Genomic DNA, 23016 nt, shown 5'->3' on the forward strand with positions numbered 1-23016 from the left:
GGGCTCGGAGATGTGTATAAGAGCCCGAGCCCCACCCCCGCCGTCGAACTGCTGCGCGTCGATGCGCTTCCTGTGCCGAGCATCGCCCAGCGCGAGGCGACGAGTGACATCTGCACGCTCCCCGACGTCACCGCTGCCGTCGCGGCGGGGGATGACCTCGCCGTGATCGAGGCCGCGGGCGGCGGCGAGGCATTCCGCGCTGCAGTGGCAGCCGACGCCGCACCGTGCATCGCGCTCGACGACCCGGCGCGGCTGTGGGTCGTGGTCAACAAGGCCCGCCCGTACGTGCCGATCGACTACTGGCCCGATGGGCTTGTGGCGCCCGAAGGGGTTCAGAACCGTTCCGGTGGATCGCTGCGCTCCGACGCGGCATCCGCACTCTCGTCGCTCGTGCGTGCTGCGCGCGACGCGGGCGTGGGGGAACTCGCGATGGAGAGCGGGTTCCGCTCGTACACGACCCAGGTGACGTCGTACGGCAACCAGGTCTCCATGCGCGGCGTCGAAGGGGCCGACCTCGTGAGCGCGCGCCCCGGATTCAGCGAGCATCAGTCCGGTCTCACCGCCGATGTCGTGGCCTGCTCGGGCGGGTGCGGCGGGCTCGACGACCTCGCCGCGACACCGCAGGGCGAGTGGCTCGCCACCCATGCGTGGGAGCACGGATGGATCGTGCGGTACGAAGAGGGCGAGACCGAGACGACCGGGTACCTGCCCGAGCCGTGGCACCTCCGCTACGTCGGCACGGCGCTCGCCGAGGCCTATCATCAGGGCGGGTGGAAGAGCTTCGAGGCGTTCTTCGGGCTCGATCCCGCACCCGGATACGTCGGGTAGCGGCATCCGTTCAGGGTGAAACTGAGTACCCTGGTTCGTGGGATGCAATCCCACCCGGCCGACCACTCGGCGATTTTGCTCGAAGACGAGAAGGAGGCGCCATGGAGCGCGACATCTACGACGAGGACCACGAGGCGTTCCGCGACGTCGTCAAGGAGTTCATCAAGCGCTACGCGACCGAGGACAAGCGCAAGCAGTGGGAGGCCGACGGCGAGGTCGACCGCGCCACCATGCTCGCGGCGGGCGAGGCCGGCATCATCGGCCTGTCGGTTCCCGAGGAATTCGGTGGCGCCGGGATGCTGCAGGACTACCGCTTCCGCTCGATCGTGCTCGAAGAGACCATCGGAGTGGGTCAGGGCTCGCTCGCCGGTGCGCTCGGCATCCAGGACGACCTGGCCGTGCCCTACATCGTGCACATGGGCACGCAGGAGCAGAAGGAGAAGTGGCTCCCCGGCATGGCGACCGGCGAGATCCTCGGCGCGCTCGCGATGACCGAGCCCGGCGCAGGTTCCGACCTCCGCGGCATCAAGACCACGGCGAAGAAGGTCGACGGCGGCTACATCGTCAACGGCGCGAAGACCTTCATCTCGTCGGGCAAGACCGCCGACATCGTCGTGACCTTCGTCAAGACCGGCGAGGGCAACCGGCCCGATGCGTTCAGCCTGCTGATCCTCGAAGACGGCATGGCGGGCTTCGACCACAGCCGCAAGCTCGAGAAGATGGGGTTCCACGGCTGGGACACCGCCGAGATGTCGTTCGTCGATGTCTTCGTGCCCGAAGCGAACCTCATCGGCGGCAAGGAGGGCCTCGGCTTCATCCAGCTCATGATGAACCTGCCCCTCGAGCGCCTCTCGATCGGCGTCGCGGCGGCAGCCGCCGGCGAGGCCGCGTTCGCGTGGACGCGCGAGTACACGCTCAGCCGTGAGGCGTTCGGCGAGCGCATCGCCGACTTCCAGAACACGCGCTTCCGCCTCGCCGACATGGCGACGACGGTCGACGTGATGTGGGCCTACGTCGATCGCGCGATGATGCTCTACAAGGACGAGAAGCTGACGGCCGAAGAGGCCGCGAAGGTCAAGTTCTGGACCACCGATCGCGAAGCGGAGCTCCTCGACATCGGCGTGCAGCTGCACGGCGGCTACGGCTACATCACCGAGTACCCGATCGCGCGCGCCTACCTCGATGCCCGCGTCCACCGCATCTACGGCGGCACGAATGAGATCATGCGCGATCTCGTCAGCCGTCAGATCGTCGGCAAGCGCAAGTAGGTTCGATTCGAACATCGGATGCCGCGACCCGCGCCTCTTCGAAGGCGCCGGTCGCGGCATCCGTCGTCTGTGGTGTCAGTGCTGGCCCGCGGGACCGCTGCCGGCGCCGAGGCCGCGCGCGGCGAGACCGCGACGGCGGGCGAGCTTGGCGACGCCCGCTCTGCGCAGGCGATCGGCGATCAGGATGCCGAGCCCGACGCCCACGAGACAGCCGACGATCGTGAGGGCGAAGAAGGCGACGAGCGCCCAGGGCTGCATCGCCCACAGGTTGAACGACTCGGCCGCGAGCACCGGATAGATCGCGCCCACGAAGACGGCGCCCGCGTAGTACTGCCACGTGCTCCACGACCGGTAGAGCGCGACGAGAAAGGCGAGCTCGGCGAAGAAAGCCCACCACAGCGCCGCCCCGAGGAACGGAAAGGCCACGAGGCCCGAGATGAGTCCGACGAGGATGCCCGCGCCGGGCCGCTCGAGGAGGCGCAGGGCCACGGTCGCCGGCAGCAGCCACAGGCCCGCGATTCCGACCGAGAGGAACGGCACGACCGCGAACAGCGCGGTCGACGCCCAGCCCGCGCCCCACAGCAGCGCGCCGCCGGCGACCCCGATCGCCGCGCACGTGAGGAGGTAGACGGTCGAGACGCGGCTCACGCGTGGGCCTCGGCATCCGCGAGCTGGGATTTCGGGGTAGGGGATGCCGCGCCCACGCGCCAATACCCGCAGAAGCTGATGTGGTCCTTCGCGACGCCGCGGTCGGCGACGAGGTGCCGTCGAGCCTCGGTCGGCAGCGCCTGCTCGCCGACGATGTAGGCGTGGAAGGGGGCGGTGGGCAGTTCGGAGTCGGTCAGCGCGCGCAGTGCTGCGAGTGCCGGCTCGCCCGGCTTCGCGGCCGGGTCGCGGACGATCCAGCGGATCTCGATGCCTTTCGGATGGTCGAATGCGATTGCGTCGGCGGCCTCGGGCACCTCGACGATGACGAGGCCCTCGGCGTGCGCAGGGAGCGACGCGCAGATCCCGGCGACGGCGGGAAGACCCGTCTCGTCGGCGACCAGCAGCACGCGATCGACGCCCCGTTCGGGGTTGAACGCCAGGCCCTCGTCGATGATCACGACGCTCTCGCCCGGCTCGCAGGTCTCTGCCCAGCGCGAGGCGGGGCCGGCGGTTCCTTCGGCTGCAGAACCGTGAAGCACGAAGTCGATGTCGATCTCGGGGCCGGAGTCGGGCGTTGCCGGACGATAGGTCCTCACGGTGTAGTTGCGCATGACCGGCCGCACGCCGTCGGGGATGCGGAGGTAGCGCAGATAGCCGAACATCTTGTTGGCCTTGGCCGGAAGGCGCTCCAGTCCCTCGTCGCCGCCGAGCGGCAGGAAGAGGCGGAACCACTGGTCGTAGCCCATCGCCTCGAAGCGCTCGATCTCACCGCCGCCGAAGGTGATGCGCATCCAGTGCGGTGAGAGGCGCTCGCGGCGGAGCACCGTCAGGTGCACGAGTCCCTGCGAGGCGGGTTTGACGAGTCGACTGGCGAGGGCCATGTCTCATCCTTCCGGGGTGGGCGCCGAGACTTCACAGATGTGAGCTCGGCGGGATTGTTCGGTGACAGCTGTGAAGTCTCGGCGAGGAGAACAGGGCCTCAGAGGCCCCAGGGGAAGAACACGGTGAAGATCGCGGCCGACGCGATCCAGAACAGCACGATGAAGACCACGTCGCGGGCGCGGAACGGCACGAGGTGCCGCTCGGTGCGGTCGGCGTGGGCGCCGAAGGCGCGCGCGTCCATCGCGAGCGCGACGCGCTCGGCATGACGGATCGCGCCGGCCAGCAGTGGCACGATGTAGCCGAACCAGCGCGCGACCGCGGCGATCGGGCCCCGCCCGCCGTGCGCTCCGCGCACGCGGTGCGCCTGGCGGATGACGTCGAGCTCGTGCCCGAAGCGCGGCACGAAGCGGAAGGCCGCGAGCGCCGTGTAGCCGATGCGGTACGGCACGCGCAGCTGCTGCACGGTCGCGCGCACGAGGTCGGGACCGGTGGTCGACAGCCCCGTGATGAGCGTGAGCGCGACGATCGCGGCGATGCGCAGACCCGTCGCGAAGCCCACCGCGAGCGCACCGCCGTACAGCGTCCACGATCCGAGCTGGAAGACGACCACCGACTGGTCGACGCGCGCGGCATCCGTCCACAGCGCGAAGCCGAAGCCGATCGCCGCAGCTCCGAGCGGCAGGGCGAGCAGCAGCACCACGGCGAGCCGGCGCGTGAAGCTCACCCCGACGAGCAGCACGGCGTACGCGAGCAGCACGAAGGCGGCCGGGGTGGCGGCATCGCGCACGAAGACCAGCAGCACCATCGCGGGAAGCGGGGCGGCGAGCTTCGCGAGGGGGTTCAGGCCATAGAGGAACCGCACCGGCGACGCGTGGATGCGGTCGGCGTACGGGTCGACGGCGGCGCGAGGCGCCTGGGCGGTGAGGACCGGTCCGGTCGCGGTCATCGCTCACCTCCGGGAAGGTCGGCGAGGCGCGCGGCGCGAGCGAGTTCGGGATGCTGCGCGAGGCCCTGCAGAGCGCGCCGCAGCGGCGGCAGCCGCAGCCCCGCGCGCTCGATGAGATCGGCATCGGCGAACACCTCTGCGGTGGGGGCCGCGGCGATGAGACGGCCCTCACTCAGCACGACCGTGCGGGTCGCATACTCGGTCACCAGCTGCATGTCGTGGGTGACGACGATGATCGTCGTGCCCTCGTCGTTGAGCTCCTGCAGGAGCGTCAGCAGCTCGTCCGCGCGGGCGCGGTCCTGCCCGAAGGTCGGCTCGTCAAGGATGAGGAGGGGCGCACCCGCCACCAGGGCGGTGCCGACCGACAGTCGGCGCTTCTGCCCGCCCGAGAGCAGGAACGGGTGCGATCCGGCCTTGTCGGTGAGCCCGAAGCGGTGAAGGAGCGCCTCGGTGCGCTCGCGCACCTCGGCATCCGGAAGTCGGCGCTGTCGCAGCCCGTGCGCGACCTCGTCGAAGACCGTGTGGGTGATGAACTGGTGCTCGGGGTTCTGGAACACGAAGCCAACGCGCGATGCCAGCGTGCGGGCATCCGCGCGACCGACGTCGAGGCGGTCCTTCGAGCCCGACGGGTCGCTGAGGCTGACGGTGCCGCGCGGCGGGGTGACGACCCCGGCGAGCGCCTGGATGAGGCTCGTCTTGCCGGCTCCGTTCGCTCCGACGACCGCGACGAACTCGCCCCCGGCGACGTCGAGGTCGATGTCGTGCAGCACGGTTGTGTGCCCGCGGCGGAGGGTCAGCCCGCGGACGGCGATCAGGGGTCGGTTCGGGCCGCTCACCGTTCGCAACTCCGGATGGATGCTGCGCGCCGGGGGTTTTTCGGAGGCGGAAGGCCCATCCATCCGGACTTGCGAACCGGCAGCGGAGGGCACGGGCGCAGGCTCGCCTTCGAGCGCTGCGTGCAGCTCGGCCGGCGTGAGGGGCAGGGGATCGAGCGTGAAGCCGGCGCGGCGCAGCCGCAGCGCGGCGATCGTCGAGACCGGCAGCCACACGCCCATCGCGTGCAGCTCGCCGGCGCGTTCGCGCAACACGGCATCGACCGAGCCGTCTGCGACGACGCGCCCGCCCTGGTCGAGCACGATGACCCGGTCGACGAACCCGACGGCCGCGTCGAGGTTGTGCTCGACGAGCAGGACGGCGCGCTCGGCGCCTGCGACGAGATCGGCGAGCGCGGCGTAGACCTCCTCGATCCCGCGGGGGTCGAGGTTGGCGGTCGGCTCGTCGAGGACGAGCAGCGGCGACCCCATCGCGAGGGCGCACGCGATCGCGAGCCGCTGACGCCCGCCGCCCGACAGGCGGTCGGGGTTCTCGCCGCGCCGCTCCCACAGCCCGACACGGCGGAGCGCGGCCTCGGCGCGCTCGAGCACGTCGGCCACCGGCATCCGCAGATTCTCGGGACCGAACGCGACCTCGTCGAGAAGCGTCCCCGTCACCAGCTGCGCGTCGGGGTCTTGGAAGACCATGCCGACCCGCGTCGAGAGGTCGGCGACCGTCGTCGCGGTCGTGTCGATGCCGTCGATCTCGACGATTCCGGTCACCTCGGCAGGCACCGCGTGCGGGATGAGCCCGTTCAGCGCGAGGGTGAGCGTCGACTTGCCGGATCCGCTCGGCCCGAGAAGAAGGGCGACCTCGCCGGCGGCGAGATCGAACGAGACGGATGCCGGTGCCGCCACGGTCTCGCCGTCATGGGTGATCGCGAGGCCGCGCACCCGCACGAGCGGCGTGTCAGAGGCCGCCGCGAGCGCGGCGGCGGGGTCGCGCTCGAGTGCGGTCACGGATCTTCCCGGCAGGAGTGAACTAAGCCACTCCTAACTTAGCCGACCCTTACCCGGGCGGCGAGCGGGCGTCCGATCAGGCTGCCGGGCGTCGCGGTACGCCGGCTCGCCGGAGCGCCGCGCCGATCGCGAGTCCGACGGCGGTCCACAGCACCGGCCCGATCACGAACAGTGCGACGTAGACGATCTGACCCCACAGCGCGAACTTCGACACGTCGGCGGCGAACCAGATCGCGACCGCGATGACGGCGCCGACGATGACCGCCGAGACGAAGAAGCGCCACGGCTCCCAGTGGCGGTAGCGGGCGATGGCCGCGACGAGCTCTTGGAGCCCGCCGATCAGGAGCGCCGTGCCGATGTAGCGGCCGATCCACAGCGGCACCACGGCGCTCGCGACGAGGGCTGCGACCAGGTGGGTGAGGAGGGCGACCCACGGTGCGCGCAGCAGTTCCTGGGCGATGACGCCGGGAAGCACGTGCACGCCGAGCACCAGGCCGTAGAGGATCGGCAGAGCTGCCGAGACCGGTGCGCTGATCGCGCCGGCGGCAGCCTGCAGAACACCCGTCGCGACACCGATCGCGGCGCAGGTGAGCAGAACGCTCGTCGAGAGTCGGGATCGGTTCGCCACCTGCACAGCGTACTGGCCTGGGACGCTGCTTTTCTCATCGAGTCCTCACGAACTATGAGTTCGCTGAAAGTTACGTTTGAGCCTGTTGCGCCTCCACGAGGAGACGCACGTCCCTGCACATCTCCGAACGGGAGGCCATTCATGGGTCGTACCTCCGTCCGAGCAGCCGCGGTCGTCACACTCGCCGCACTGTTCACCGGGTCCGCTGCCACCGCGAGCTTCGGTGCCGCGCCGGAGGAGGTGAACAGACCCGTGCCGATCGACGCGCCGGCCGGCCGCTACATCGTGTTGCTGAAGGATGCGCCCCTGGCGACATACGAGGGCGGAACGAGCGGAATCGCGCGCACCAAACCCGACAAGGGCGGCCAGCTCGACGCTCACTCGTCGAACTCGCAGAAGTACGTCGCGCACCTCAAGAAGGAGCAGAAGGCGCTCGCCGCCGACGCCGGCGTCGAGCCTGCCGCGACCTACCAGGTGACACTGAACGGCTTCAGCGCCGACCTCACGAGCGACGAGGTCGCCGAGCTCCGCGGCAACAAGGATGTGCTCGGTGTCTACGCGGACGAGGTCCGGTACCCGCAGGCGGTCCCGTCGACCGAGTTCCTCGGGCTCGGGTCGAGCGACGCCGGAACCGGCGGAGTATGGGATGCCGTGGGCGGCGTCTCCGAAGCCGGCAAGGGCATCGTCGTCGGGGTCGTCGACACCGGCATCGCAGCCGACAACCCGTCGTTCGCCGGCGCACCGCTGAAGAAGAAGCCCGGCGCCGAGCCGTACACGGTCGGCGGCGACACCATCGTCTTCGACAAGTCCGACGGCAAGCAGTTCCGCAGCCCCATCGTCATCGGCCAGAGCTGGAACAAGCTCGACTACTCGACCAAGCTCGTCGGCGCCCAGTACTTCAGCTCGGGTGCAGAAGCCGCAGGGTTCGACTTCAGCTACGACTACCTCTCGCCCCTCGATGGAGACGGCCACGGCTCGCACACCGCCAGCACGGCAGCCGGCAACTTCGGCGTCGACACGACCGTCGAAGGCGTCGACTTCGGCCCGATCTCGGGTGTCGCACCGGCGGCCAAGGTCTCGTCGTACAAGGCGTGCTATGTCGGTCCCGACCTGCTGGCGACCTCGGACGACATCTGCGCCCTGAGCGATCTCCTCTCGGCGATCGACAAGGCCGTCGCCGACGGCGTCGACGTCATCAACTACTCGATCGGCGGCGGCTCGGCCACCTCGGTCCTGCAGCCCGATGACATCTCGTTCTTCAACGCCGCGGCGGCGGGCGTGTTCGTCGCGGTGAGCGCCGGCAACTCCGGCCCGGGTGCTGCCACGGCCGACCACGCGTCGCCCTGGTACACGACGGTCGCGGCATCCACGATCCCGACCTATGAGGGCACCGTCGAGCTCCCGAACGGCTTCCAGGCCGCGGGTGCGTCGGTGAGCGTGCCGTTCGGCGAATCGGTGACCGGACCCGTCGTCTACTCCGGTGACGCGGTCGCCGCGGGCGCAGCGCCGGCCGAGGCCGCACTCTGCTTCCCCGACACCCTCGATGCGGCCAAGGTCGCGGGCAAGATCGTGGTCTGCGACCGCGGCACCAACGCGCGTGTCGAGAAGTCGCAGACGGTCGCCGAGGCCGGCGGCATCGGCATGATCCTCGTCAACGTCACGCCGAGCTCGCTCGACAACGACTTCCACTCGGTTCCGACCGTGCACATCGACGCCCAGCACCGCACACCGCTGCTGGACTACGTGCGCAACACGGCCGCGCCGACGGCTACCCTCGTCGGCGAGAACACGACCGGTGTCGTGACGCCCACGCCGCAGGTTGCGGGCTTCTCGAGCCGAGGCCCGATGCTCGCCGACGGCAGTGACGTCATCAAGCCCGATGTCTCGGCGCCCGGTGTCGCGATCCTCGCAGCCGTTCACAACGGCCCGAAGGAGAAGCCGCAGTTCGGCTTCAAGTCGGGCACGTCGATGTCGTCGCCGCACGTGGCCGGTCTCGGCGCGCTCTATCTCGGCGAGCGGCCGCTGGCCACGCCCGGTGAGATCAAGTCGGCGCTCATGACCACCGCCTACGACACCGTGAACGCCGACGGCTCGGCGAACACCGATCCGTTCGCGCAGGGCGCCGGTCACGTCGACCCGACGAAGTACTTCGACGCGGGACTGCTGTACCTCAACGGTCCGGCGGACTGGGCGGCGTACCTGCAGGGTCTCGAGCTCTTCGACTTCGGGGTCTCCCCGATCGACCCGAGCGACCTCAACCTCGCCTCGTTCGGCATCGGAGCACTGTCGGGTCCGCAGACCGTCACGCGCACGGTGACCGCGACCCAGGCGGGCACGTTCACCGCAGCGGTCGATCTTCCCGGCATCGATGCGGTCGTCGAGCCCAGCACCCTCACCTTCGGGGCTGCCGGCGAGAAGAAGTCGTTCACGGTGACCTTCACCAAGGGTGACGCCGACGTCGAGGCGTGGACCACGGGATCGCTCACGTGGACCTCGGGCGACACCTCGGTGCGCTCGCCGATCGCGATCTTCCCGGTGACCGCCGATGCTCCGGCAGCGGTGGAGGGCAGCGGTGCCGACGGCAGCGTCGAGGTCGAGATCACGCCGGGTGTCTCGGGCGACCTCGCCCTCAACCTCGCAGGCCTCGCCCGCGAAGAGGTGCTGGTCGACGGTGACGAGACGACGGGTGCCGCCGAAGACGGCTACAGCTACTACACGGTGACGGTGCCCGCAGGTGCCGAGCTCGCGCAGTTCGCGCTCGACTCGGCGGACGACGCCGGATCGGACCTCGACCTGTTCGTGTACCGCGTGGTCAGCGAGACCGACTGGCGCTACTACGAGTCGTGGACGTCGGCTTCGGCATCCGCCGATGAGTCGGTCCAGCTCGCGGCCCCGGTTGCCGGAACCTACCTCGTCGAGGCGCACGTCTACTCCTACACCGCGCCGTTCACGTGGCAGGGCACGAGCGCCGTCGTGACCCCGGGCGGAGAGGGCGCGCTCACGGCGACGCCGAACCCGCTCCCGGTGACCGAGGGCGTGCCGACGCAGTACACCGTGTCGTGGTCCGGCCTCGACGCGGGCAGCTACCTGGGTGTCGTCCGCTACGGCGACTCGCAGGTTCGCACGGTCGTCTCGGTCGACGTTCCGTAGCAGGTGCAAAAGGAAGGCGCCCGGGCTTCGGCCCGGGCGCCTTCCGCGTTCTTACGGGTCAGAGCCGCCGGCGCCGCTGGGTGAGACGCACGGCCGGCATCGGCGGCGCGGGGATCCGCTCGTCGGCGTGGCCGACGACGTGCCCGAACCGCGGAGAGTCCGCCTCCCACGCATCGCGCGCGTCGGCGATCTCGTCGTGCGAGCGGCCGACGAAGTTCCACCACATCACGATGTCGTCCTCGAACGGCTCGCCGCCGAGCAGGAACACGGTCGCTCCGGTCTCACTTGCGACCTCGACCGCGTCGCGGTGGATGCCGAGGTACAGCAGGTGCGCGTCGTCGAGGGCGACGGTCCCGTCGGCGGATGCCGCGACGGCGGCGTCTCCGTCGACGCCGACGAGCGCGTACTCCCAGTCGGGACGCAGCGGCAGACGCACCCGGCTGCCGGCGGCGATCTGCACCTCGGCGCCGACGATCGGGGTGTACGTGGTGGCCGGCGAATGCACTCCGGCGAATTCGCCGAGGACGACGACGGCGGATGCCGCATCCCCTGCGACCGCATCGAGGGTCACCAGCGGCAGATCGTCGTGCTGCTCGAACGCCGGCGCGCCGTGGCGGCGCGATTCGGGCAGCGCCACCCACAGCTGCAGGGCGTCGAGCGGTGCGGCATCCTCGCCCACCGAGTATTCCGAGTGCGCGATGCCCGAGCCGCTCGTCATGAGGTTGAGCGCGCCGCGGCGCACGACCACGTCGCTCCCGACGGTGTCGCGGTGGCGCACGTCGCCGACGAAGGGCCACGTCACCGTCTGCAGGCCCACGTGCGGGTGGGGCTCGACGCGCATGCGGGTGACCTGCGGACCGAATCGGTCGAGGAAGCACCATGCCCCCACGAGCGGCAGGTCGCGCTGGGGGAGCGCGCGACGCACCGACATCGCCCGGACGCCGCCGAGCGGCACCTCGCGGGCTTCAAGAAGCAGGGCGCGTGGGCCGTCGCACTCCGTGGGGGAGTCGACCGATACCGCGTCGTCGGTGTCGAGTCTTGTCATGAGTGTGCGCTCATTCGGGGTGCGGCACCTTCGGCCAGTCGATCGCGAGGCCGGGCACCTCGTTCTCGCGCAGGTATCGCGCGACGACGGTGCAGTGCGGGACCACGGTCTCGCCGCGGCTCGCGACGTCGGCCATCGCCTCGGCGACGAGCCGCTGCGCGATCCCGCGCCCGCGGAAGGCCGGATCGACCTCGGTGTGGGGGAAGAGGAGGCGTCCGCGGGAGTCGATGCGGAACGCGGTGAAGCCGGCGAGCACGTCGCCGACGTGGATCTCGTAGCGTCGATCCTCGTCGTTTCTGGTCACGGTGATGTGGTCGTCGATCTCGCTCACGCGGTTCCTTCCGTCGTGTCTCTCAACGTACGGGTCGGCCCGGCGATTCCGCCACCGATGCGGGGCCTCTGGTGCCGAGGCCGGTGGAGGTCTATCGTCAGCCTCGTCCGCGGCTTTCATTCCGGGGACCGGCTCCATGGGGGGAGCCGATCGGTCCGAACAGAGGATTCGAAGGGGAATCATGAAACGACGCATCATCGCCGTGCTCTCCGCCGCGGCGCTCACCTTCACGATCGGCATCGCCGCGGCGCCGGCTGCCTCCGCCGACGGACACCTGGGGGCGTCGTATGTCGCCCTGGGCGACTCGATGGCCTCCGGCAACGGCAACCTGCCCTACGTCGACCCCGTGTGCCTCCAGTCGGCGCGGTCGTATCCGAAGCTGCTGGCCGCGGCGACGGGACGCGACCTGGTCTCGGCTGCCTGCACCGCCGCGACGACCGACCAGGTCGCGATGCAGCTCGGTCAGCTGCAGCTCGACGGCGATATCGGACCCGGCACGGAGCTCGTCACTCTCACCGCCGGCATCAACGATCTCGGCTGGCAGCAGGCGCTCGCCGTGTGTGCCGCCCCCGGCATGGAAGCGCAGTGCGCGTTGGCCGTCCAGGCGATGGCGGCGGCCGGTGCCACGGTGCCCGGCAAGATCTACGGACTCCTGATGGGGATTCGCGCGGCCGCGCCGAACGCCGTGATCGTCGTGACCGGCTATCCGAAGCTGTTCGGGACCGTCACGAAGAGCTGCAGCATCGGCAACCTCGGCGGCTCGTCGGTGAAGCTGCCGGCATCGCTCACCGTCATGGCGAACGGCGCGCTCGACGGCGCCGTCGACGACCCGTTCCCGCCCGGAAGCGACCCGATGCCCGGGCTGAACGACGCGATCGCGGGTGCGACGTGGCTCTTCGCCTCGACCGACCCGGTGGGAACGCTGTTCGTGGATGTCGACCCGGCGTTCCAGACCCACCGCCTGTGCGACACGGGTGACCGCTGGATCAGCGGCCTCATCCGAGGCGTGCCGGTCGACCGCGGCCTGCACCCGAACGCGGCGGGCCTCCAGGCCTTCGCTGCGACCATCGGGGCGGCGCTGGTGCCGTAGGGCCGGACGCCGCGGTCGCGGCATCCGCTCCTTCCGACTGTCTGCCAGGCCGAGTCTCGCCACTCGGCCTGGCAGACTCATGTCATGCCGCTCTCCCTGCTCGACGCCGTGCCGCGCGGCGCCGATCCGGACTCGGCGTACCTCGGCTTCGTCGAATGGGCGGAGAGCCGGGGGCTGACGCTGTACCCGGCGCAGGACGAGGCGGTCATCGAGATCGTCTCAGGCGCGAATGTGATCCTGTCGACGCCGACCGGCACCGGCAAGTCGCTCGTCGCGGTCGCCGCCCACGCGGCATCCCTCGCCGCCGGCGGCCGCAGCTACTACACCGCGCCTATCAAGGCGCTCGTGAGCGAGAAGTTCTTCGCGCTCGTCGACATCTTCGGCGCCGCGAACGTGGGGATGGTCACCGGCGACTCGTCGGTCAACCCCGACGCCCCCATCATCTGCTGCACGGCCGAGATCCTTGCGAACGTCGCGCTTCGCCAAGGAGCGGATGCTGCCGCCGACCAGGTCGTGATGGACGAGTTCCACTACTACGGCGACCCCGATCGCGGGTGGGCGTGGCAGGTGCCGCTGCTGCTCCTTCCGCGTGCGCAGTTCATCCTCATGTCGGCGACCCTGGGCGACGTCACCGCGATCGCCGACGACCTCTCGCGCCGCACGGGCCGCACGACCGCCCGCATCACCGGCGTCGAGCGACCGGTGCCGCTGCACTTCACCTACGCCCGCACGCCGGTGCACGAGACGGTCGAAGACCTGCTCCACACGAATCAGTCCCCGGTGTACATCGTGCACTTCTCGCAGGCGGCGGCGATGGAGCGGGCGCAGGCGCTGTCTTCCGTGCGGATCGTCTCGCGCGAGCAGCGCGACGAGATCGCCGAGGCGATCGGCGGCTTCCGCTTCACGACGGCGTTCGGCAAGACGCTGTCGCGGTACGTCCGCGCCGGCATCGGCGTGCACCACGCCGGTATGCTCCCCCGCTACCGCCGGCTCGTCGAGACGCTCGCACAGCGGGGCCTGCTGCGGGTCATCTGCGGCACCGACACGCTGGGCGTCGGCATCAACGTGCCCATCCGCACGGTCATGATCACGGCCCTGGCGAAGTACGACGGACAGCGGATGCGGCAGCTGAGCGCCCGCGAGTTCCATCAGGTCGCAGGTCGCGCGGGTCGGGCCGGCTACGACACTGCCGGCACGGTCGTGGTGATGGCGCCCGACCATGAGGTCGAGAACGCGGCCATGCTGGCGAAGGCCGGCGACGACCCGAAGAAGCTCAAGAAGGTCGTGCGCAAGAAGGCGCCACAGGGGTTCGTGAACTGGAGCGAGGCCACTTTCGAGCGCCTCGTGGATGCCGAGCCCGAACCGCTCGTGCCCCAGCTGCAGCTGACGGCGGCGATGCTGATCAACGTGATCGCGCGGGGCGGCGACGTCTTCCAGAACGTGCGCTCGCTTGTGCGCGACAACCACGAACCGCGGGCGCGTCAGTTCGAGCTCGCGCGCCGCGCGCTCGCGATCTTCCGCACGCTGCTGGCCGCCGACGTCGTCGTGGTCGGTCCTGACGGCGGAGTCCGCCTCACGGTCGATCTGCAGCCGAACTTCGCGCTGAACCAGCCGCTGTCGCCGTTCGCGCTCGCCGCGATCGGCCTGCTCGACCCGGAGACGGAGCTGCGCCACGGCGCGACCGAGGGCCAGGTGGGCTCTGCCGGCACCGGCCACTACGCCCTCGACGTCGTCAGCGTCATCGAGGCGACCCTCGACGATCCGCGGCCGGTGCTGTCGCAGCAGCAGTTCCTCGCGCGCGGCGAGGCCGTCGCCGCGATGAAACGCGAGGGCATCGAGTACGACGAGCGCATGGAGCTGCTCGAGGGCATCACGCACCCCAAGCCCCTCGACGAACTCCTCGCCCAGTCCTACGAGGTGTTCGCGTCGAGCCAGCCGTGGATCCGTGACTTCGAGCTGTCGCCCAAGTCGGTCGTGCGCGACATGTTCGAGCGGGCGTTCTCGTTCGCCGAGATGATCCAGCACTACCAGCTCGCCCGCAGCGAGGGGCTCGTGCTCCGCTACCTGAGCGACGCGTACCGGGCGATCCGCCAGACGGTGCCGACCGAGGCGCAGACCTCCGACCTGCTCGACATCATCGCGTGGCTCGGCGAGCTCGTGCGCCAGGTCGACTCGAGCCTCGTCGACGAGTGGGAGGCGCTGATCAACCCGGTCGCCGATCCCGACGCGCCCGTCGTGCCGCCCGCCCCGCCCTCGGTGCTCACGAACCGCCGCGCGTTCGGGGTGCTGGTGCGCAACGAGCTGTTCCGCCGCGTGCAGCTGGCGGCGCTCCAGCGCGACGACGAGCTGGCAGAGCTCGACCCCGATGTGGACTGGCCGGCAGTCCTCGACAGGTACTTCGACGAGCACGACGAGATCCTCACCGGCGGCCCCGCGCGGTCGCCGAGGCTCGTCACCGTCGATGAGACGGATGCCGCGGCATCCGGTCTCTGGCGCGTCGAGCAGACGATCGACGACCCCGAGGGCCACCACGACTGGCGCATCCGCGGCGAGGTCGACCTCGCCGCGTCCGAAGAGGCCGGAACCGCGGTCGTGCGGGTGACCGAGGTCGTGCGGCTTTAGCCCGCAGTCGCCCGGCCGGTTCCCGAGGTCATCGGGTTCGTCATTCAGTCCGCACGTCTGCCGGAGGGGGCGACACGCCGTCGTCGACCCGCGCGAGTCGGTGCAGAGACTAAATTCTGAACGGCGTGCGTCGACGACAGGCGGATGCCGATGCCCCGGCATCCGTCATGATGGCGTCATGCCGACATACCTGGCGTTCCTGCGCGCGATCAACCTCGGGCCGACTCGGAAGTTCCCGAAGGGCGACATCGTGCGCTGCGTCGAGTCCGTCGGGTTCACCGACGTCGCCACCCACATCAACACCGGCAACGTGCGCTTCGCGACGCCGATGCGCTCGCGCGCCAAGATCGAGGCGGTGCTCGAGAAGGCGTTCGCGGCCGATCGCGGGTTCGACGTCCCGACCATCGTCTTCAGCCAGGCCGAGTTCGCCGCGATCGCGCGCGAGGGGGCCGAGTTGAGCGCGGCAAGGCCAGACCTCGAGCGACACTACGTGTACCTGATGAAGGACGAGCCGTCGGCCGCGGTCATCGAGCGGGTCGAGGGGACGACCGCCGACGCCGGCGAGATGGTCGTTCGCGGCCGCGCCGCCCACGCGCTGCTCGGGCCCGGGTATCAGGAGGGCGGCGTCGATCCGCTGGGCGCGGCGAAGCTGCTCGGCGTCGCGACGAACCGCAACCTGAACGTCGTGACGACGCTCGCCGCGAAGTGGTGCTGAGGTTCGCTCCACAGGAGGATCGCGCTTGTACAGGAGGATCCGGCTGGATTCGTCCTGTGCAGCGCGACTTCTCCTGGGAGCGCGGCGCGCGCGGCGCCTCCTCCCCAGGCCATCGGCTCCATTCGCATGCCACGGATCTGCGCGGGGTCGGGAGTCGGCGTCGGATGCCGCGGCTACCCTGGGTCGAGTGACCATTCCGCAGGGCGACCCGTACGCCGATCTCGCGTGGGATCCCGACGAGTTCGCCCCGCCGCCCGATGACTCGTGGGCTCCGCCCGAAGAAGAATGGATGCAGTCGGCCGGCGCCACGGCCGGCGCGGGCCGCCACGCGGGGCTCGTCGCGGCACCGGGTGGCACTCGCATCGCGCCCGCCGCGGGTGCGGCATCCGTCGATCTCCCGCAGCACCGCGACTTCACCGGCGCCGACCCGCGTGCCGTGCTCAAAGAGGTCTTCGGCTACGACGCGTTCCGCGCCGACCAGGCCGACATCGTCGCCCAGGTGGTCGGGGGCGGCGACGCGGTCGTGCTCATGCCGACCGGTGGCGGCAAGAGCGTCACCTACCAGGTGCCGGCGCTCGTGCGTCCGGGCACGGGGCTGGTGATCAGCCCGCTGATCGCACTGATGCACGATCAGGTCGACGCGCTGCTCGCCAACGGCGTGCGCGCGGCGTACCTCAACTCGACGCAGGCGCCGACCGAGCGTGCGGCCGTCGAGCAGGCGTTCCTCGCCGGAACGCTCGACCTGCTCTACGTCGCGCCCGAACGGCTCTCGGCCACGGCGACCACCAAGCTCCTCCAGCGCGGCACGCTCAGCGTCATCGCGATCGACGAGGCGCACTGCGTGTCGCAGTGGGGGCACGACTTCCGCCCCGACTACCTCGCGCTCGGCGACCTCGCCGAGCGGTTCCCCGGCGTGCCGCGCATGGCGCTCACCGCGACGGCGACCCGCGAGACCCACCGCGAGCTCACCGAGCGGCTGCGCCTGCCGAACGCGCGGCACTTCGTGGCGAGCTTCGACCGCCCCAACATCCAGTACCGCATCGACGCGAAGACTGATCCGCGCCGGCAGCTCGTGGCCTTCATCCGCTCGATGCGACCGGTCGATTCCGACGAGCAGCCCGCGGGCATCGTCTACGCGCTCAGCCGCAAGTCGGTCGAGCAGACCGCCGACTTCCTTCGCACCCAGGGCATCGACGCCCTGCCGTACCACGCGGGTCTCCCCGCCGAGACGCGGGCGGCGAACCAGTCCCGCTTCCTCCGCGACGACGGCGTGGTCATGGTTGCCACGATCGCCTTCGGCATGGGCATCGACAAGCCCGACGTGCGCTTCGTCGCCCACATAGACCTGCCGAAGTCGGTCGAGGGGTACTACCAGGAGACCGGTCGCGCCGGACGAGACGGCGAGCCGTCGGTGGCCTGGATGGCATACGGGCTCGGCGACGTCGTGCAGCAGCGCCGCCTCATCGACATGTCGCCCGGCGAGCGGTCGTACAAGATGCGGCTCGGCCAGCACCTCGATGCGATGCTCGCGCTGTGCGAGACGGTCGCGTGCCGCCGCCAGAACCTCCTCGCTTACTTCGGCCAGGAATCCGGCGCGTGCGGCAACTGCGACACGTGCCTCGAGGCGCCCGAGACGTGGGACGGGCTCATCCCTGCGCAGAAGCTGCTCTCGACGATCGTGCGCCTGCAGCGCGAGCGGGGGCAGGCCTTCGGTGCGGGCCACCTGATCGACATCCTCCGCGGAGCCTCCACCGAGCGCATCCGCCAGCAGGGACACGACGCGCTCTCGACCTACGGCCTCGGCGCCGATCTCAGCGAGCAGGACTGGCGCAGTGTCATCCGGCAGCTGCTGGCACGCGGCATCCTCGTCGCCCAGGGCGAATACGGCACGCTCGCCCTCGGCGAGCCGGCCGCCGAGGTGCTGCGGGGCGCCGGCCCCGTACCCCTCCGGCGAGACGTGCTCGGCAGGCAGTCGACGACACGGGTTCGCAAGGCCTCGGCATCCGATTCGCTGGATGCCGCAGACCAGCCGCTCTTCGAAGCCCTCCGCGCGTGGCGGGCGGCCGTCGCGAAGGAGCTCGGCGTTCCGGCATACATCGTCTTCGGCGACGCGACGCTCCGCGCACTCGCCGAACTGCGTCCCGAGAGCCTCGCCGACCTCGATGGGGTCAGCGGCATCGGCGCCAAGAAGCGCGAGGCCTACGGCGAGGCCGTGCTCGAGGTGATCGCGGCGGCCTGATCCCGGCCTGACGCGGCGGGTGCAGCCTCCCGCGCCTACCCGCGCGGCAGCAGGTCGTTCAGGTGCGCCTCGAGGTGCTCGGCGACGTCGATGCCGTCGCGGTCGTAGAGCCACTGGTACTGCAGGCCGTCCCACAGCGCCACGAGCCAGACCGCCTCGCGCTCGGGGTCGCGGTGCGCGGGCAGATCGCCGTCCGCCTGCGCGAGGCGGAGCAGCTCTGCGAAGTGCTCGAGCACCTGCGCGTAGCGCTCCTCGAAGTAGGCGTGCGCCGGGTGGTCGCCCGGCACCGCCTCGCACGAGAGTACGGCGTACACCTCGATGAGCCCGGGCGCGGTGCGCGCGTTGTCGGCGGCGCCGCGCGGCAGTCCGCGCAGCTCGTCGGCCACGCAGGCGGCCCGCTCGTAGGACTCGCGCGCACTGATCGAGCGGTCGCGCTCGGCGAGCACGGCGCTCAGCAGCGCTTCCTTCGAGGGGTAGTGGTGCAGCAGGGCCGACTTCGAGACCCCGACCTTCTCGGCGACCTCGCGCAGGCTCGTGTCGGTGTACCCCTCGCTCGCGAACAGGGTCATCGCGTCGGCGACGATGCGGGTGCGCCGCTCGCGCCCGACCCGGTAGCCCACCTCGGGCAGGGCGTCGGGCGGGGCGAGATCGGGCATCGCCGGCACCGGCGCCCGCTCGGCACGCGGACCCGGATCGTCGGCATCCCGCCAGCCCACAGGCAGCGCCACCGCCGCCTCGTGATCCTCGAGCAGCCCGACGATGTCGATGCGCTCGGGCAGGTACTGCGCGAGGACCTGGAGTCCGTCCCACGCCGCGGCCGTGCGGATCGCCTCGCCTTCGGCATCCCGATCGGCCGAGACCGTGTCGTGCGCGATCGCGTCCTCGATCGCCGTCGCCGCGAGCGCACGCAGGCGCGCATAGCGCTCGCGCATCCGCTCGTGCGCCGGATGTGTCGTGGTCGACGCCTCGCCGGTCAGCGCCGCGAACAGCTCGAGGTAGCCGGGGATCTCGGCGTTGTGACGGGCGACGGCGGCGTAGTTGAGCACGCCGGGCTCGTCGGCGACCATGCTCTCGAGCAGCAGCGACTCGTTGTCGGCTTCGAACTGCGCGACGACGGCGGCCAGCAGCTCGTCCTTCGTCGAGAAGTGGCGCAAGAGACCCGGATGCGAGATGCCGGATGCCGCGGCGACATCGCGCAGCGACGTGGCGCGGTAGCCGCGCGAGACGAACGCCTCGCGCGCCGCAGCGACGATCGCGGCGCGCGTCTCTGCGGCACGCGCACTGCGCGCGGTGCCTCGCGTCGTCGCGGTCGTCGTGGTCACGTGGGGTCCCCCTGAGCGTCGAGTCCATTCTCTCTGATTACCGCTCGGTCTAGTTTCAGTTACCACACGGTCGGGTTTCGTGTATTCTCACTCGAGACACACCGCGCGAGACGTTCGCGCATCACACCGCTGTGAAAGGACACCGATGACAGAGCTGTCACCCGCCGCGACGGCCGCGGCCGCCGGCACGACGGGCTTCAAGGCCCCCGGCACGACACCCGCCAAGACGCCCCGCGGTTACACGCCTGGACTCGCCGCCGTGAACTTCGGGGTCTACCTCGCTCTTCTGACGCCTGTCATGGTGTCGATGGCGTTCAAGATCCAGCACATCTCCGAGACCCCCGAGCAGGCCACCGGCAGCCTCGGCCTCGTGATGGGCGTCGGAGCGCTCTTCGCTCTCATCGCGAACCCGCTGGCCGGTCGCCTGTCCGACCGGACGACGTCGCGCTTCGGCATGCGCCGCCCGTGGATCCTCGGCGGCGCACTCGTCGGCCTCGGCGGCTTCGCGCTCATCGGCGTCGCACAGTCGGTGTGGGTCGTGCTCATCGCATGGTGCCTCGTACAGGCCGCGATGAACGCGGTGCTCGCCGCCGCGAATGCGACCCTCCCTGACCAGGTGCCGACGCAGAGCCGCGGCAAGGTGTCGGGCATCATCGGCATCACGACCCCCATCGGCATCCTCACCGGCAGCTTCCTGGTGACTCTCCTCTCCGACGACTTCGCGCGCTTCGTCGTGCCGGCTGTCATCTCGACGGTGCTCGCCGCACTCTTCGTGCTGGTGCTCAAGGACCGCCGCCTCACCGTCAAGCCCGAGCGCTTCACGGTCGGTCAGTTCTTCGGCTCGTTCGTCTTCAACCCGGTGAAGCACCCCGACTTCGGCTGGACGTGGCTGACGAAGTTCCTCGTGATGTTCGGCTACGCCGGCATCGCGACCTTCCTGCCCTTCTACCTGACCGAGAAGTTCGAGCTCGACGAGCAGGCCGCAATCTCGACCATCCTCATCGCGAACCTCGCCTCGATGGCCGCGATGATGATCTCGGCGCCGATCGGCGGCATCCTCTCCGACAAGATCGGCAAGCGTCGCCCGTTCGTCGCGGTCGCCGGTGTCGTGATGGTCGCGGGCCTCGTGCTGCTCGCCTTCGCGCCCGACATCACGACGCTGATCATCGCGCAGGCGATCATCGGCTTCGGCGCGGGCTCGTTCATGTCGGTCGACCTGGCCCTCGCGACCCAGGTGCTGCCGAACCCCGACGACGTCGCGAAGGACCTCGGCGTGCTCAACATCGCCAACGCCCTGCCGCAGTCGATCGCGCCCGCCATCGCCCCCGCGATCATCGCGTTCGGCGCGACGACCGCGCTCGGCGGGTATACGACGTACTACCTGTTCGGCGCGCTCGTCGCCCTTGCCGGCGCCGTGCTCGTCTACCGCATCAAGGGAGTGAAGTAGCCATGACCGACACCACCACGATGACGGATGCGGCGCCCGCAGCATCCGAGATCGAACGCCCCTGGCTCGACGCGACGCTACCCGTCGACGAGCGGGTCGAGCTGCTGCTGGCCGAGATGACGATCGAGGAGAAGGCCGGGCTCTTCTTCCACACGATGATCGGCATCGGCGACCTCGAGGCACCCAACCCGATCTTCGCGACGCCGTCGGCGGTCGACTTCGTCGAGCAGCGTCACATGACCCACTTCAATCTGCTGGGCGCGGCTCCGAGCGGCCGAGAGATCGCCGCGTGGCAGAACGCGGTGCAGCGGCTCGCGGCATCCACTCGTCTGGGAATCCCCGTGACGCTGTCGACCGACCCGCGCCACTCGTTCAGCGACAACCCGGGGGCTGCGATCATGGCGGGGCCGTTCTCGCAGTGGCCCGAGACCATGGGCCTCGCCGCGATCGGCGACGAAGAGCTCGTCGAGCGCTTCGCCGACATCGCGCGCCAGGAGTACACCGCAGTCGGCCTGCGCGTCGCGCTGCACCCGCAGGTGGATCTCGCCACCGAGCCGCGCTGGGCGCGCCAGACGGCGACGTTCGGCGAAGACCCCGAGCTCGCCGGTCGCATGGGCGCCGCGTACATCCGAGGGTTCCAGGGTTCGTCGTTCGGGCCGGGTTCGGTCTCGACGATGACGAAGCACTTCCCGGGCGGCGGTCCGCAACGGGACGGCGAAGACCCCCACTTCGCGTACGGCCGCGAGCAGGTCTACCCCGGCGGCCAGTTCGAGCTGCATCTGAAGCCCTTCGAGGCGGCCTTCGAGGCGGGCACACGCCAGATCATGCCCTACTACGGCATGCCGGTGGGCACCGAGTACGAAGAGGTCGGCTTCGGCTTCAACAAGTCGGTCATCACGGGGCTGCTGCGCGAGCGCTACGACTTCGACGGCGTCGTGTGCACCGACTGGGGCCTCATCAACGACGCCGAGATCTTCGGCCAGCCCTTCCCGGCGCGAGCTTGGGGCGTCGAAGAGCTCACCCCGCTCGAGCGCATGAAGAAGGTGCTGGATGCCGGTGTCGACCAGTTCGGCGGCGAGGCGTGCCCCGAGCTGCTGCTCTCGCTGGTTTCGGACGGATCGGTGACCGAGGACCGGCTCGACGTGTCGGCCCGCCGGATCCTGCGCGAGAAGTTCGAGCTCGGCCTCTTCGAGAACCCGTTCGTCGACGAGGACGCCGCCGACGCGATCGTCGGGCGCGACGACTTCCGCGCCGCGGGCGAGGCAGCGCAGCGCGCGTCGATCACGGTGCTGTCCAATGACGGCGTGCTGCCGTTCGCGCGCGGACTGAAGCTCTACGTCGAGGGCATCGCACCCGAGGTCGCGGCCGCGTTCGGCAAGGTCGTCGCGACACCGGCCGAGGCCGACATCGCTGTGCTTCGCCTGCAGGCGCCGTTCGAGGAGCGCGCGTCGATGTTCGAGAACTTCTTCCACGCAGGGTCCCTCGACTTCCCGGCCGATGTGCTCGCGCATGTCGCCGAGGTCGCGGCCGCCGTGCCGACGGTCGTCGATGTGCTGCTCGATCGCCCCGCGATCCTCGAGCAGATCGTGGACGCCGCAGCCGCCGTGACCGCCAACTGGGGCGTGAGCGCCATGGGCCTGCTCGACGTGCTCGTCGGCGAGGCCGCGCCGAAGGGCCGCCTGCCGTTCGATCTGCCGCGCTCGATGGCGGCGGTCGCGGCATCCCGCCCCGACGTGCCGTTCGACACCGCCGACCCGCTGTTCCGGTTCGGTCACGGGCTGGAGCTGTAGGCCGCGTCCCACGGCGAAGCATTTCGGAGGAGATATGCGAAACGGAGGGCGCGCTGTGCGCGAAGCACCCTCCGGATTGCAGATCTCCTCCGTTCTGCGTGTGCGGTGGGTCTCGGTGTGGACTCCGCACAATCGAGCGGCCGCGCGTCGCGCGATGTTCTTGTAGGCATCCACCAGTCCGTTTCGGAAGCGGTTGTGGGAGTCCTACGGTCGACAGTGAACTTCTCCTGTCC

The 23016-nt window shown here is 70.3% G+C and carries 17 protein-coding genes; 9 read left to right on the forward strand and 8 right to left on the reverse strand.

Annotation, left to right across the window (positions count from 1 at the left end):
• Positions 1 to 828, forward strand: an 828-nt coding sequence (locus tag FFS15_RS16975) for a M15 family metallopeptidase (protein WP_137846235.1), incomplete at its 5' end; no start/stop codon positions are given.
• Positions 829 to 929: 101 nt separating this feature from the next.
• Positions 930 to 2096, forward strand: a complete 1167-nt coding sequence (locus tag FFS15_RS16980; protein ID WP_137846236.1) for an acyl-CoA dehydrogenase family protein — start codon at positions 930 to 932, stop codon at positions 2094 to 2096.
• A 75-nt stretch (positions 2097 to 2171) separates the two neighbouring features.
• On the opposite strand, the gene FFS15_RS16985 is transcribed toward FFS15_RS16980, so the two are convergent.
• From FFS15_RS16985 to FFS15_RS17005, 5 genes are all read right to left on the reverse strand, one after another.
• Entirely contained in the window at positions 2172 to 2744 is a 573-nt protein-coding gene (locus tag FFS15_RS16985) for an ECF transporter S component (RefSeq protein WP_137846237.1), read from the reverse strand.
• A complete protein-coding gene (locus FFS15_RS16990) occupies positions 2741 to 3625 on the reverse strand; it encodes a siderophore-interacting protein (protein WP_137846238.1) in 885 nt (294 codons plus the stop codon). The genes FFS15_RS16985 and FFS15_RS16990 overlap by 4 nt, the downstream gene beginning before the upstream one ends.
• A gap of 98 nt (positions 3626 to 3723) precedes the next feature.
• A complete protein-coding gene (locus FFS15_RS16995) occupies positions 3724 to 4572 on the reverse strand; it encodes an energy-coupling factor transporter transmembrane component T (protein WP_137846239.1) in 849 nt (282 codons plus the stop codon).
• On the reverse strand, positions 4569 to 6404 hold the full coding sequence (locus FFS15_RS17000) for an ATP-binding cassette domain-containing protein (protein WP_137846240.1): 1836 nt from the start codon (positions 6402 to 6404) through the stop codon (positions 4569 to 4571). Before FFS15_RS17000 ends, FFS15_RS16995 begins: the two co-directional genes overlap by 4 nt.
• 76 nt (positions 6405 to 6480) lie before the next feature.
• Positions 6481 to 7032 carry an ECF transporter S component gene (locus FFS15_RS17005; RefSeq protein WP_137846241.1) on the reverse strand — a complete coding sequence of 184 codons (552 nt, stop codon included), beginning with the start codon at positions 7030 to 7032 and terminating at the stop codon, positions 6481 to 6483.
• A 141-nt stretch (positions 7033 to 7173) separates the two neighbouring features.
• Between FFS15_RS17005 and FFS15_RS17010 the strand changes: the two genes are divergently transcribed.
• The gene (locus tag FFS15_RS17010; RefSeq protein WP_171013254.1) at positions 7174 to 10182 is read left to right on the forward strand and encodes a S8 family serine peptidase; all 3009 of its coding nucleotides are present in this window, start codon (positions 7174 to 7176) and stop codon (positions 10180 to 10182) included.
• Positions 10183 to 10240: 58 nt separating this feature from the next.
• On the opposite strand, the gene FFS15_RS17015 is transcribed toward FFS15_RS17010, so the two are convergent.
• Positions 10241 to 11227: a pirin family protein gene (locus tag FFS15_RS17015; protein WP_137846243.1), complete on the reverse strand. Its 987-nt coding sequence runs from the start codon at positions 11225 to 11227 to the stop codon at positions 10241 to 10243.
• Positions 11228 to 11237: 10 nt separating this feature from the next.
• On the reverse strand, positions 11238 to 11558 hold the full coding sequence (locus FFS15_RS17020; protein ID WP_349290471.1) for a GNAT family N-acetyltransferase: 321 nt from the start codon (positions 11556 to 11558) through the stop codon (positions 11238 to 11240).
• Positions 11559 to 11739: 181 nt separating this feature from the next.
• On the opposite strand from FFS15_RS17020, the gene FFS15_RS17025 reads away from it, so the two are divergent.
• The 4 genes from FFS15_RS17025 (at position 11740) to recQ (ending at position 18224) form a co-directional block, all read left to right on the forward strand.
• Positions 11740 to 12648: an SGNH/GDSL hydrolase family protein gene (locus tag FFS15_RS17025; protein ID WP_171013255.1), complete on the forward strand. Its 909-nt coding sequence runs from the start codon at positions 11740 to 11742 to the stop codon at positions 12646 to 12648.
• An 84-nt stretch (positions 12649 to 12732) separates the two neighbouring features.
• A complete protein-coding gene (locus FFS15_RS17030) occupies positions 12733 to 15270 on the forward strand; it encodes a DEAD/DEAH box helicase (RefSeq protein WP_137846246.1) in 2538 nt (845 codons plus the stop codon).
• 178 nt (positions 15271 to 15448) lie between these two features.
• Positions 15449 to 15985 carry a DUF1697 domain-containing protein gene (locus tag FFS15_RS17035; protein WP_137846247.1) on the forward strand — a complete coding sequence of 179 codons (537 nt, stop codon included), beginning with the start codon at positions 15449 to 15451 and terminating at the stop codon, positions 15983 to 15985.
• 187 nt (positions 15986 to 16172) lie between these two features.
• Positions 16173 to 18224 (forward strand): DNA helicase RecQ, encoded by a 2052-nt coding sequence (gene recQ / locus FFS15_RS17040; RefSeq protein ID WP_137846248.1) that lies wholly within the window; start codon positions 16173 to 16175, stop codon positions 18222 to 18224.
• A gap of 35 nt (positions 18225 to 18259) precedes the next feature.
• Here the strand turns inward: recQ and FFS15_RS17045 are convergent, their stop codons facing one another.
• Positions 18260 to 19546 carry a TetR/AcrR family transcriptional regulator gene (locus tag FFS15_RS17045; RefSeq protein ID WP_137846249.1) on the reverse strand — a complete coding sequence of 429 codons (1287 nt, stop codon included), beginning with the start codon at positions 19544 to 19546 and terminating at the stop codon, positions 18260 to 18262.
• A 145-nt stretch (positions 19547 to 19691) separates the two neighbouring features.
• Here FFS15_RS17045 and FFS15_RS17050 point away from each other — a divergent pair, with 145 nt between their 5' ends.
• A complete protein-coding gene (locus tag FFS15_RS17050) occupies positions 19692 to 20993 on the forward strand; it encodes an MFS transporter (protein WP_137846250.1) in 1302 nt (433 codons plus the stop codon).
• 2 nt (positions 20994 to 20995) lie between these two features.
• Positions 20996 to 22783, forward strand: a complete 1788-nt coding sequence (locus FFS15_RS17055; RefSeq protein WP_171013256.1) for a glycoside hydrolase family 3 N-terminal domain-containing protein — start codon at positions 20996 to 20998, stop codon at positions 22781 to 22783.
• Positions 22784 to 23016: the final 233 nt, after the last annotated feature.

Source organism: Microbacterium sp. 2FI, assembly GCF_005502885.1.
Classification (GTDB): domain Bacteria; phylum Actinomycetota; class Actinomycetes; order Actinomycetales; family Microbacteriaceae; genus Microbacterium.

What these genes read in the sequence shown, in the direction of transcription:
- FFS15_RS16980 (WP_137846236.1), top strand. Translation starts at nt 930, where the DNA reads ATGGAGCGCGACATCTACGACGAGGACCACGAGGCGTTCCGCGACGTC.
- FFS15_RS16990 (WP_137846238.1), bottom strand. Translation starts at nt 3,625, where the DNA reads ATGGCCCTCGCCAGTCGACTCGTCAAACCCGCCTCGCAGGGACTCGTG.
- FFS15_RS16995 (WP_137846239.1), bottom strand. Translation starts at nt 4,572, where the DNA reads ATGACCGCGACCGGACCGGTCCTCACCGCCCAGGCGCCTCGCGCCGCC.
- FFS15_RS17010 (WP_171013254.1), top strand. Translation starts at nt 7,174, where the DNA reads ATGGGTCGTACCTCCGTCCGAGCAGCCGCGGTCGTCACACTCGCCGCA.
- FFS15_RS17015 (WP_137846243.1), bottom strand. Translation starts at nt 11,227, where the DNA reads ATGACAAGACTCGACACCGACGACGCGGTATCGGTCGACTCCCCCACG.
- FFS15_RS17025 (WP_171013255.1), top strand. Translation starts at nt 11,740, where the DNA reads ATGAAACGACGCATCATCGCCGTGCTCTCCGCCGCGGCGCTCACCTTC.
- FFS15_RS17030 (WP_137846246.1), top strand. Translation starts at nt 12,733, where the DNA reads ATGCCGCTCTCCCTGCTCGACGCCGTGCCGCGCGGCGCCGATCCGGAC.
- FFS15_RS17035 (WP_137846247.1), top strand. Translation starts at nt 15,449, where the DNA reads ATGCCGACATACCTGGCGTTCCTGCGCGCGATCAACCTCGGGCCGACT.
- FFS15_RS17050 (WP_137846250.1), top strand. Translation starts at nt 19,692, where the DNA reads ATGACAGAGCTGTCACCCGCCGCGACGGCCGCGGCCGCCGGCACGACG.
- FFS15_RS17055 (WP_171013256.1), top strand. Translation starts at nt 20,996, where the DNA reads ATGACCGACACCACCACGATGACGGATGCGGCGCCCGCAGCATCCGAG.